Source organism: Shewanella sp. M16 (assembly GCF_018224605.1).
Classification (GTDB): Bacteria; Pseudomonadota; Gammaproteobacteria; order Enterobacterales; family Shewanellaceae; genus Shewanella; species Shewanella oncorhynchi.
This window is the reverse complement of record NZ_JAGTUL010000026.1, coordinates 60,420-71,475: the sequence shown is the minus strand read 5'-3', so window position 1 is coordinate 71,475 and position 11,056 is coordinate 60,420. Positions and strand designations below refer to the sequence as shown.

The 11,056-nt window shown below is 45.6% G+C and carries 10 protein-coding genes; 7 read left to right on the top strand and 3 right to left on the bottom strand.

Annotation, left to right across the window (positions count from 1 at the left end; translation table 11 throughout):
* Positions 1-105: 105 nt before the first annotated feature.
* Positions 106-1,164, top strand: a complete 1,059-nt coding sequence (gene umuC / locus KFE26_RS16675; protein WP_311981239.1) for a translesion error-prone DNA polymerase V subunit UmuC — start codon at positions 106-108, stop codon at positions 1,162-1,164.
* A 474-nt stretch (positions 1,165-1,638) separates the two neighbouring features.
* Here the strand turns inward: umuC and KFE26_RS16670 are convergent, their stop codons facing one another.
* A complete protein-coding gene (locus tag KFE26_RS16670; RefSeq protein WP_212601086.1) occupies positions 1,639-2,796 on the bottom strand; it encodes a cupin domain-containing protein in 1,158 nt (385 codons plus the stop codon).
* Between the two features lie 219 nt (positions 2,797-3,015).
* On the opposite strand from KFE26_RS16670, the gene KFE26_RS16665 reads away from it, so the two are divergent.
* On the top strand, positions 3,016-3,642 hold the full coding sequence (locus tag KFE26_RS16665) for a PolC-type DNA polymerase III (protein WP_212601085.1): 627 nt from the start codon (positions 3,016-3,018) through the stop codon (positions 3,640-3,642).
* A 126-nt stretch (positions 3,643-3,768) separates the two neighbouring features.
* Here the strand turns inward: KFE26_RS16665 and KFE26_RS16660 are convergent, their stop codons facing one another.
* Positions 3,769-4,815 carry a LacI family DNA-binding transcriptional regulator gene (locus KFE26_RS16660; protein ID WP_212601084.1) on the bottom strand — a complete coding sequence of 349 codons (1,047 nt, stop codon included), beginning with the start codon at positions 4,813-4,815 and terminating at the stop codon, positions 3,769-3,771.
* Positions 4,816-4,919: 104 nt separating this feature from the next.
* Positions 4,920-5,648: a DUF3334 family protein gene (locus KFE26_RS16655; protein ID WP_028760052.1), complete on the bottom strand. Its 729-nt coding sequence runs from the start codon at positions 5,646-5,648 to the stop codon at positions 4,920-4,922.
* A gap of 357 nt (positions 5,649-6,005) precedes the next feature.
* Between KFE26_RS16655 and KFE26_RS16650 the strand changes: the two genes are divergently transcribed.
* The 5 genes from KFE26_RS16650 to crr all read left to right on the top strand — a co-directional run bounded on the left by KFE26_RS16650 (position 6,006) and on the right by crr (position 10,996).
* Positions 6,006-7,643, top strand: a complete 1,638-nt coding sequence (locus KFE26_RS16650; RefSeq protein WP_028760053.1) for a methyl-accepting chemotaxis protein — start codon at positions 6,006-6,008, stop codon at positions 7,641-7,643.
* A 208-nt stretch (positions 7,644-7,851) separates the two neighbouring features.
* The gene (locus tag KFE26_RS16645) at positions 7,852-8,247 is read left to right on the top strand and encodes an ACT domain-containing protein (protein ID WP_028760054.1); all 396 of its coding nucleotides are present in this window, start codon (positions 7,852-7,854) and stop codon (positions 8,245-8,247) included.
* 28 nt (positions 8,248-8,275) lie between these two features.
* On the top strand, positions 8,276-8,533 hold the full coding sequence (locus KFE26_RS16640; protein ID WP_028760055.1) for an HPr family phosphocarrier protein: 258 nt from the start codon (positions 8,276-8,278) through the stop codon (positions 8,531-8,533).
* 178 nt (positions 8,534-8,711) lie between these two features.
* On the top strand, positions 8,712-10,415 hold the full coding sequence (gene ptsP, locus KFE26_RS16635; RefSeq protein ID WP_168827529.1) for a phosphoenolpyruvate--protein phosphotransferase: 1,704 nt from the start codon (positions 8,712-8,714) through the stop codon (positions 10,413-10,415).
* 71 nt (positions 10,416-10,486) lie between these two features.
* Positions 10,487-10,996, top strand: a complete 510-nt coding sequence (gene crr / locus KFE26_RS16630) for a PTS glucose transporter subunit IIA (RefSeq protein WP_006081821.1) — start codon at positions 10,487-10,489, stop codon at positions 10,994-10,996.
* Positions 10,997-11,056: the final 60 nt, after the last annotated feature.

Here is an 11,056-nt window from a genome sequence, read left to right as displayed (position 1 = left end):
CTAAAAAATAGACAGCAAATTGAGCTTGGTGATTTTTCAGGTGTTAGACGCCAGCAACCTATGTAGCAGAAAGGATGATCACTTACTCGTCTATTTTTAGCAGGAATTATTAGCCAACTGTATGAACTCTATGCCGACATGCCAAACAGAGTGATGACCACCTTAGAGCAAATGGTGCCTAAAGTAGAAGTGTATAGTATTGATGAAGCGTTTTTAGATCTATCACGCATCGATAAATGCACCGATATTCATCAGCTTGCATTAGATATTTATCAGCGAATACCGCAATGGACAGGGATCAGTGTTTGCGTTGGCATTGGGCCGACAAAGACCCTCGCCAAACTGGCAAACTATGCTGCTAAGCGTTATCCAGCAACCCGGGGCGTGGTTGATTTGCGCGACCGAGAACGCCAACGACGACTCATGGCGCTTATCCCTGTCGAGGAAGTCTGGGGAATAGGCCGTAGGCTTACGAAACGCTTGAACATCATGGGCATAAATAACACGCTGCAATTGGCGGATGCGCATCCCAAACTTATCCGCGATACCTTTTCGGTCACCGTTGAGCGCACGGTACGCGAGCTTAACGGCATTGCCTGTGATGACATACAAGAGATCGCCGTCACTAAGCAACAAATTATCAGCTCCCGCTCCTTTGGTAGTCGTATTGATAACCTGGAAGCGATGCAACAGGCAATCAATGAATACACTTTTAGGGCCTGTGAAAAACTGCGCTCCGAGCGCCAGTACGCTAAAGCGATGTCGGTATTTGTGCGTACTAGTCCTTTTAGTGGTGTGACTCCCCAGTACAGCAAATCGCTGTCGGGCAGTTTAGTTCGCCCCAGCAATGATACGCGGGATTTTGTCACCCTTGGCCAAAGCCTACTGCAACGCATTTGGCGTGAAGGTCATGCCTATGCAAAGGCTGGTGTCATTTTAGGGGATTTTTTTGGTGCAGGCGTGTTTCAGCTCGGATTATTCGATGACGTCACGCCTAGGCCTAAAAGCAAGGAGCTGATGCAGTTACTCGATAAAGTAAACCACAGCGGCCACGGAAAAATTTGGTTTGCAGGACAAGGTATTGACCCAACTTGGGGGATAAAACGTGAACAGCTCTCCCCTCGTTACACCACCCAATGGGCACAATTGCCCATAGTGACATAATCAGCAGATCCAGTGGCTAAATGACCATCTGCGAATCGCATTAATACTCTAAGCATTGGTTATTCAGTTAAGCTCACTCCACTCCTGACGACATTAATCAGAATAGGCTTATCAGCCTAAACCCATCTCACTAAGACTGTGCCAGCAAAACTCATCTCGCTTGGTAAAATAATTTTAAAAACCAATGTTTAACATTGAAAATGATAAGACAATGAACGCAGTAGAGATATGACTAAAGCATTAAAGCAGACTTGCAAGTCTTCGCGATCTTAAAAAGATAAGCAAGGGCAAGCATGAGCTTGCCCTAAACATAGATGCGGCTTTCAACATTATTCTATTTTAAATCTCAACTAACACTAGAATGCATCCAACACTATAATCCAACGATTGCAAAACCGACTTAACACTAAAATCCATCGGCGTTAGCGCTAAAATGGTATCAACATCCATCATGCTTTGCCTATTATCTCAGCCTTAACACTCTTCATCACTCAGGTCTTCAAAGTACCAGTAACCGAGGTTCACCCACTCAGTCAGCTGCTTAAGCAAATCGGCATCGGCTAACCAGGGGGCTAAGGCGGCTTTATCTAACTGATTACTATCACATAGTAGTGGGATCACCGCGGCCAATTCGGCTGAAAGCTGATACTTATCACCATTAATATAGACAACGCCTTGTCCCACATTGATATCAAAATACAAACAACGCAGTCCGCCGAGGCGAATAAGCGGCTGCTCATCGAGCCATGCGAGCACTTCGTCTTGCGTGATGTCCAACGGCTCATCGGGTAAATCGAGGGCGCATTTAGATTGAGTTAAATAGCGGCCCGAAAACTCGCTCACCAGTTCATCGGTTAACATATTAGTCAGTTGCGTGCGTAACCGCGCTAAATCGCGATTATCAACACAACCACTGCGCGTTGTCAGCTCGCGGTCTGGATCTTCAATCTGCTGTGCGCCTAAATCTTGCTCAGACAGATGATCGGCCAAAGCACTTACCATATCTTTGGCGGAAGCTGTGCGATAACCTACTGAAAAACTTAAAGACTGTTCTAAGGTTATACCGTCATGGGGGAATCCTGGGGGAATATAAAGGATGTCGCCGGGCAATAACTCAGTATCGATAATCGGTTCAAAAGCTTCTGTGTGCAGCAAAGCGGGATGGGCGGCAAACTCTTTGTGCGGCCCCAGATCGCCTACGCGCCAGCGGCGACGTCCCGAACCTTGGCAAATAAACACATCATACAGATCGATATGCGGCCCCACGCCACCGCCAGGAGTGGCAAAACTCACCATCACATCATCTAAACGCCAGCGCGGAATAAAATCAAAACATTGGATCAGGGCTTCTGCATTGGGCACCCAGTTGTTCAAGGCTTGCACGATCAAAGTCCAATCCCGTTCACCGAGATGATCATAGGAATCAAAAGGGCCAAATTCTGCCTGCCATTGCCCTGCCTGTTGGTACACTCGCCGAGATTCCACCAGCTCATCCATGGCTAACCCAGCTAACTCTTCGGGCGAGATTAAATCTTGAAAGTGTTTGAATCCTTGGCGGATAACCAAAGGTTTTTTCTGCCAATATTCTGCTAAAAATTGCGCGGGTGTTAAGCCATTAATATCGAGTTGCATGGGTCGCTCACAAACCAAACTGTTATTCATAGAGGTAAATGCTAACAGGAAGCGAAACCAAGAAAGCTCGACCGGATCAACAAAGCATTAAGTCTTTTATCAGCGTCAATGTGATAGTGAATTTACTAACGTATTGAATTACAATCGGCTTATCTAAAAGCGTTGCACTGTCAAAGACGGCAATGCTGACACATCATTTATAGAGTCCACATAAGATCTATGCCTACATCTGCAGCTAACACTTTGGTCGTGCTCGACTTTGAAACCACAGGGCTATCGCCTAATCAAGGGGACCGCGCGATTGAAATCGGAGCTGTGCTGATTGAAAACGGCGTGATCACCCAAAGATTTTCAGAGTTGATGAACCCAGGATTTAGAATAAGTCGTTTTATTGAGGACTACACAGGGATCAGCAATCAAATGCTCAGGGATGCAGCGCCCTGCAATGAAGTGATGGCGCGTTTTGCCGACTTTATCGTCGATCATAACTTAGTCGCCCACAATGCGGCATTTGATCAGCGCTTTTTAGACGCGGAATTTGCCCAAATTCGCCATCGCTATCGAGGGCAATTTGGTTGCTCCTTGCTAGTGGCAAGACGTTTATATCAAGCGGCACCGAATCATCAGTTAGGTACTTTAGTGCGCTATAAACAGTTACCAAGCGATGGCACCTTTCACCGCGCCTTAGCCGATGCTGAAATGACTGGCCATTTGTGGCTGGCAATGCTGGCAGACCTTCAGCAAGAGTTTGGTCTCAATGCTCCCACCTTCGAGTTACTGCAAAAAATCGCCAAGAAAGCCAAAGCAGATGTGCCGAAGTTTTTACGTCAATATGCGGTTAAGTGATCTCAAAAAGCAAAAAGCCGATAAATCCAAGGATTATCGGCGATGTTTCAATAAGTAAATTAAGTGCTTAACGAGTTGCCAACCAATAGCAGCAAGCTGCTATTAAGTCCTAGCAATAACGGCCATCTATAACGGCTTAAGCGGCGTGCTATCTATTCCGCAGGAGCTACGAACCACTAAGGTCGTCGGAATAAGCTGCGCACTCACCTCTTGTCCGCGGATAAGTTTGAGTACACTGCTGACTAAAATTTCACCAGCTAATTGGGTATTCTGCTTAATGGTCGTTAATGGCGGATTGGCAAAACTCGCCACAGGAATATCATCATATCCCACCACTGCAACTTGTTCTGGGACTGAAATACCCTTCTCTTTCAGCGCACGAATCGCGCCAATGGCAATCAGATCGCTAGCAGCAAAAATAGCATCAAACTGTGCGCCTTTGGCCATCAATGCCATAGCCGCATCGTAACCAGCACTTTCAGTGCTAATTGCCGACACTTGCTTAGTGCGATCGACAGCAATATTCGCCATTTGCAGCGCCTTCACATGGCCTAAATATCTGTCCCTAAACTCAGGGCTGTGGCTTGAGGCATCGCCTAAAAAGGCAAAAGCTTTACGACCAAGGGAAATCAAGTGCTCTGTTGCAATCAAGCCGCCTTGATGATTATCACAACCAATCGATAGCACTGACTTATTGTTATGCTCAGCACCCCAGATCACAAAATGAGTATTCTGCGCGAGCAATCGCTCCAGCTTTTGCTCGTAGTCCATGTAGTCACCGTAACCGAGCAGAATAATGCCGTCAGCTTTATTACTGTCTTCATAATCGGCGTGCCAGTCGCTGGACAATTGCTGAAAAGAAACCAATAAATCATAACCTTGCTGCGCCGTTGCTCGAGTAATGGAGCCAAGCATAGACAGGAAAAAAGGATTGATTAACGAGTCATCGTTGGTGGGGTCTTCACACAATAACAGCGCTAAGGTATGGCTATTTTGGGTACGAAGATTGCTGGCATTTTTATCGACCTTATAATTCAGCTCCTTGGCAATGGTTTGAATACGTTGGCGAGTTTCTAAATTGACTAACGGGCTGTTTCTAAGGGCACGGGAAACCGTTGACTGGGATACGCCAGCACGATAAGCAATATCAATCGAGGTCGCTTTCGATGCCATAAAGAGGATTTAACCTTAGTTATTATTTTGCGTCGATACTAAAACAGTTCCACCCACTTGTATAGACGAATGCATTAACATCCGTCTTACATTAGAGACTCTGCTTAAATGCCGAGCTGATCGAGCAAATCATCGGCTTCATTATCAATGGCACGAGTCGCAATAGCGGGTTTATCGGCCATCTTAACCCAAGGCGAAACATTCGAATTTGAGTCGTTATTTCCCCCAATCGAACTGTGCTGCTCTAACAGACTATCGGGATCGAATTCTTCATCGTAGACAAATTCATCTAAGCGAATGAATTCGGTTTTGTCCATGGCAAACTCGAGGTAAAAAATATGGTTATTTTCAGTCCTAAACGACACTCTACGGGCAACCGCATCGTCTAAGTTAGCGTCGATTGATATGGTTAACTCTTTATTAATCGTCAACATTTTTGGCTGGCTTTGGCTGATTGACGTTTGCAATTCTTTAGAAATTTTATTAATAAAATCCCCTAGAATTTGGTTCATCAGTTCGCCCATCACATTACTCACTTCATCTGACGTATGCGAAAACGCGAGCTCAGACTCAGGCATGCCCATGTTCAGCATGTAGCGACGGTAGATTTCAATCGCCGCCGAAGCTGAAAAGTTGATCACCACTAGCCCTGAAAAACCACCGTCGAAAATCGAGAAACAACCGAGATCAGGTTTAAGACGAGTACGCGCAATACTTTGTACCATACCCGCATGGGTAACATTGCTGGCACTGGTGCTAGAAAGGACGTGGGCGACTGAGTGGCATAACTTCAGTAAAATATCATCCGACGTTACGATAGTATTTGTGGTCATAATCGATTCTCAAACTGAATAATGAATTAATCTTGCGCGTAAAAGCGTAAAAAATCAAAATTAAAACAATTGATTAGCCTAATTTAGCAAGATGGTAAAGTTAACATAATGCTAAATTATTGATATTTAATAGATCAGATAAAACCTGCAACATGAAACGACTTATAAAACGGCCTAACTTAATAAGAACATGCCCCATAATGCAACAGATTAAAGTTCCCTATCACTATTCCCTGCTTTAGATCAAAGAAACTCATATTTTTTAACGGCTTTAGCTGAATTTATGTCACAGACGATTCAATTGAGATTGATTCGCAGGTATATTGATGCACAATAATAAGTCCTTAAGGAATCCAAATGATCACGTTTTTGCGCCGGTTTACCATTTTGCAACGCTTAATGATGATGCTCCTTATGGCCGCGATAGGGACTGTGTGTTTTGCCAGTTTTTCAATTAAAGAGCAGTACAGCAATTTAATTGAGCAGAAATGGTTGCAGATAGATGGTCAGCTCGCCAGCATGTTAAGCGTGATAGATGTGCACCGTCAGGATGCGCTCAAAGGTAAGTTTAGCGAAGCAGAAGCTAAACAAATCGCCGCGGATTTAATCAATCAAACTCGCTATTCAGGTTCCGGCTACTTCATTGTTATTGATGATAATAATCAAATCCTCGCCCACGGGGATAGCGCAAATCTTATTGGCACCTCAGCATTAACCTTCAAGTTACCTAATGGCACAAATCCCTTAGCCACTATGCTGCCATTAGCGCGTGCTAAATCGAAAACGACCCTCGAATACCCTATCGCCGATCCTATGACCCGCGCGATAGAAGACAAGCTTGCTGAAGCCCGTTACTACCCACAATGGGGTTGGACAGTCATAACAGGCGCTTATCTTAGCGATGTCAAAGCGAGCTTAAAGTCAGTCATTATCGACTATCTGATTATCATGTTTTTGATTTCAGTGCCGATTTTTGCCTTCTTCCTTGTGCTTAACCATTCCATCACCTCACCATTAAATGATGCTATTGATGCCCTTGAAGATATTGCCCAAGGCGAAGGCGACTTAAGTCAGCGCATTAATGCTCAAGGTAAAGATGAGATTGCCCATCTCGCCCGCGCCTTCAACATGTTCGCCCAAAAAATTGGCGACATGGTCGGCCATTTACAACCTTTAGGCCAAGCATTAGATAAAGATGCAAAACAACTTTTGATTGCAGTTGAAGAGTCCAATCAGAGTGCTGAACATATCCACAGAGAAACAGGCAGCGTCGCCACAGCCGTCAATCAAATGCTGTCGACCACCCATGAAATGGCGAGCAACACCCAGCAAGCGGCCGATGCGGCGAACAGCGTAAAAGAACAAGCGCAGCAAAGCCAAGTCGTGATCGACAACACAGTCAGCAACACAGAAAAACTGGTGGCAGAATTAAAAGCCTCTGAAGTCATCACCCAAAAGCTGGGCGTCGCCTCACAGCAAATCGGTAGCATTCTCGATGTGATCCGCAGCATTGCCGAGCAGACCAACTTGCTCGCCCTCAATGCAGCCATTGAAGCTGCTCGAGCTGGGACCCACGGCCGTGGTTTTGCCGTAGTCGCCGATGAAGTCCGCGCCCTTGCTACTCGCACCCAAGACTCGACCAATGAGATCCAAAAAATCATTAGCGAGATCCAATCCGGTGTTGGCTCAGTGATGAAGAGCAACAATCAAACTCAACTACAATCCGATGAGCTGCAGGCCCAAGCCCACGAAGCGGGTAAAGCCATGGCGGCGATTCTGCAATTGATTGCCCATATCAGTGACATGAACACACAATTAGCCAGCGCCACTGAAGAGCAATCACTGGTGACCGAAGAAATTAATCGAAATATTTGTAATATTTCGGAATTAACCGAAGTCTCAGTAAAAGCTAACGAAAGTAATAGCCATGCAGCTCAGTCACTGCAAGACATTAGCCAAGACATGTCCCGCACCTTAGGCCAGTTTAAAATCTAACTAAAGTGTATGAGAACGGCATGACTTGTCGATTGGGGCGCCATAGGGCGCCCTTTTCTTTGGGTAAACCTTCTGGTAACGCTTGTTAACCGCTATCTCACCAATAATGAATTTCAACGACAAAATCCCATTAACCACAAATTCTCTGTCACGCTAACGTTTGATATGCGGTATGCTTTAGCCTTAAAAATCCAACCGAGACACTGCCATGCGAATGACCTTAGCCGTTCACCCTGAACAGTACACAATTCATAGCTTTAGCCCGAATGCCGTATTGCCCAGTGAGGTTTTTGCACAGGACATGTATTTCATTGGTAAGACCCAAGAAGGTTTATCTTTAGTCGTTTCCAGTGAAATGGAACTCGACAGCCTAGAGCAAGAACCGGGCTGGTGTTGCTTTGAAGTACTCGGGCCACTGGGATTTTCGATGACAGGCATTTTATCTAAAGTGTCTGGCACCTTAGCGGACGAACAAATCAGTATTTTTGCGATTTCGACCTTTGATACCGATTATATTTTAGTAAAAAATAATCGCCTCAAAAGTGCCATCGCCGCCTTGAAAAAACAGGGCTATCACATCATAGAATCGAAAGACGAAGTGTAATACCCCTTTAAATATGAGCTCATCTACTATGTACGAAAAAACAGTCACCATTACCGCCAAACATGGCATTCACACCCGTCCAGCAGCCTTACTGGTTAAAGAAGCCAAAACCTTTGACTGTGATGTCATGGTCGAATGTAATGGTAAGCAAGCCAGTGCTAAGAGTCTGTTTAAACTACAAACCTTAGGCTTATATTCTGGCGTCACGGTAAGAGTGTTTGCTGAAGGTGAACAGGCACAGGCCGCGGTTGAGAAAGTCTCTGAGCTGCTCATTACCCTAAGCTAGGCCTTTTCTTACGCTAAAGTGCATTTATCTGCAGGTTTAACCGACACGCAAAAAACTCGTCTCGACCGTCTTGACATGCCAATGCTTTACATACAAACGCTTTACAAGCTTAGCGTCACTCAACTAGACTCGCTATCGCTAACGGACACTCAGTTCAGTGGTTAATTTAGGAAGGGATATGTCAATAACGGGGATTATAGTGTCATCGGGAATTGCCTTTGGACAGGCACTTCACCTACTCCACACCGAACACCACCTCGATTATCGCCCTATTCCCCTGTCTAAAATCCCTCAACAACAGGGTAAATTTGCCAAAGCCTTGCAAGAACTACAGGCACAACTGACCCACAGCCAAGCTGCACTCGATAGTGACTCCGAAAATTATCAGTTGATCGAAGCCGACTTATTGTTATTAGAAGACGATGAATTAATCGAGCAAGTGAACGATGCTATTCGCACCTTACAATTGTCGGCAAGTGTGGCGGTTGAACGTATTTTTGCCCATCAGGCCAATGAATTACAATCCTTAGATGATCCCTATTTAGCCAATAGAGCCCAAGATGTGCGCTGTTTAGGCCAAAGAGTCGTCGCGGCGATAAACGGCCATTTAGCTCAAGGACTCGAAAAACTCGATAGACCCACTATCTTATTAGCGCAGGATTTGACCCCCGCCGAATTTGCCTTACTGCCGCGGGAAAACCTTTGCGGTATTGTACTGAAAACGGGCGGTTTAACGAGCCATACGGCCATTTTAGCCAGAGCAGCTGGCATTCCAGCCATGTTAAGTTGTCAGTTCGACGCAGACTCTATTCCCAACGGCACGCCCTTAGTGCTCGATGCACTCGCGGGTGAACTTTGTGTCAATCCCAATCCAGACCAACAGGCAAGACTCACAGTCACCTTTCACCATGAACAAGCAAGGCGCGCAGCACTTCAAACTTACAAGGATGTCCCAGCGCAAACCCAAGACGGTCATACAGTGGGACTCATGGCAAACGTGGGTAATCTCAACGACATCACCCATGTCAGCGATGTCGGCGCCGATGGAATAGGTTTGTTTCGCACCGAATTTATGTTGATGAACGTCGCAACCCTGCCCGATGAAAAAGCCCAATACAGCTTATATTGCGATGCATTGCACGCCCTAGGCGGTAAAACCTTTACCATCCGTACCTTAGATATAGGTGCAGACAAAGAACTACCCTGTTTATGCCAAGAAATTGAAGATAATCCCGCCTTGGGTCTTCGCGGCATTCGCTACACCTTGGCGCACCCAGAATTATTTAAAACCCAATTGAGGGCCATTCTGCGTGCCGCTAACCATGGCCCGATCCGTTTGATGTTCCCTATGGTCAATCAAGTCGAAGAATTGGACGAGGTGTTTGCACTCATTGCCCAGTGCCAAGATGCCTTGGAAGAAGAAGAGAAAGGCTATGGCGAACTTAGCTACGGTATCGTTGTCGAAACACCTGCTGCGGTATTCAACCTCAACGCTATGCTGCCAAGACTCGATTTTGTCAGCATTGGTACCAACGATTTGACCCAATATGCAATGGCCGCCGATAGGACAAACCCGCAGCTTACCCGTGACTATCCGTCCCTTTCGCCTGCCATTTTAGCCTTAATTAACATGACAATAACCCAAGCTAAGGCCGCTAATGTTAAAGTTTCTCTGTGCGGTGAACTCGCCAGTTCACCGCAAATTGCGCCACTGTTAATCGGCATGGGGTTGGACGAACTCAGTGTTAACTTAAGCTCACTCTTAGAAGTGAAAGCAGCTATTTGCCAAGGCAGCATCACACAATTTTCGGCATTAGCTCACACAGCATTACAACAAGATAGAATTGCAAGCTTACAGCAGTGTATAACAAGCTATAAATAGAGACATTTATTCGTTATGCTGCATTACAGAACAAAAACAATGACAAAAACAAGCAAAAGAGGCTCTAGATTATGGGATTTTTAAGCCGAATAAGGCGCTTGGTATCGGGCCAGACTCAATTAGCTGGCGGTATCATGGTATATGCCCCCGTTTCCGGCGATATCGTCGCCATTGAAAAAGTCCCCGACGTGGTTTTTGCTGAAAAGATTGTCGGTGATGGCATCGCTATCGCTCCCAAAGGCGAATTAATTCTGGCGCCTATCGACGGCACCATAGGTAAAATTTTTGAGACAAATCATGCATTCAGTATTGAGTCTCCCCAAGGTTTAGAGCTATTTGTTCACTTTGGTGTAGGTACAGTCGAGCTGAGAGGTAAAGGGTTTAAACGTTTAGCCCAGGAAGGTCAAGAAGTGAAAGTCGGCGATCCGATCCTGTCATTCGATATTGATTACCTAAAAGACCAAGTCGACAGCCTACTCACTCCTGTCGTGCTGGCGAACATGGAAGATGTCAAATACCTCGACAAAGCCCAAGGCAGTGTCACCGCAGGCAAAGACGTGATCTTTACGGTACAGCTCTAATTTAACCATTTCGAATAAATCGTTTATCGATTGTTTTCTGAATAATAAAAGGCTGACTCA

Bases quoted from the DNA above. Each gene is read 5' to 3' on its own strand.
- KFE26_RS16670 (WP_212601086.1), bottom strand. From the start codon at position 2,796: ATGCAACTCGATATTAATGGCTTAACACCCGCGCAATTTTTAGCAGAA.
- KFE26_RS16665 (WP_212601085.1), top strand. From the start codon at position 3,016: ATGCCTACATCTGCAGCTAACACTTTGGTCGTGCTCGACTTTGAAACC.
- KFE26_RS16660 (WP_212601084.1), bottom strand. From the start codon at position 4,815: ATGGCATCGAAAGCGACCTCGATTGATATTGCTTATCGTGCTGGCGTA.
- KFE26_RS16655 (WP_028760052.1), bottom strand. From the start codon at position 5,648: ATGACCACAAATACTATCGTAACGTCGGATGATATTTTACTGAAGTTA.
- KFE26_RS16650 (WP_028760053.1), top strand. From the start codon at position 6,006: ATGATCACGTTTTTGCGCCGGTTTACCATTTTGCAACGCTTAATGATG.
- KFE26_RS16645 (WP_028760054.1), top strand. From the start codon at position 7,852: ATGCGAATGACCTTAGCCGTTCACCCTGAACAGTACACAATTCATAGC.
- KFE26_RS16640 (WP_028760055.1), top strand. From the start codon at position 8,276: ATGTACGAAAAAACAGTCACCATTACCGCCAAACATGGCATTCACACC.
- ptsP (WP_168827529.1), top strand. From the start codon at position 8,712: ATGTCAATAACGGGGATTATAGTGTCATCGGGAATTGCCTTTGGACAG.
- crr (WP_006081821.1), top strand. From the start codon at position 10,487: ATGGGATTTTTAAGCCGAATAAGGCGCTTGGTATCGGGCCAGACTCAA.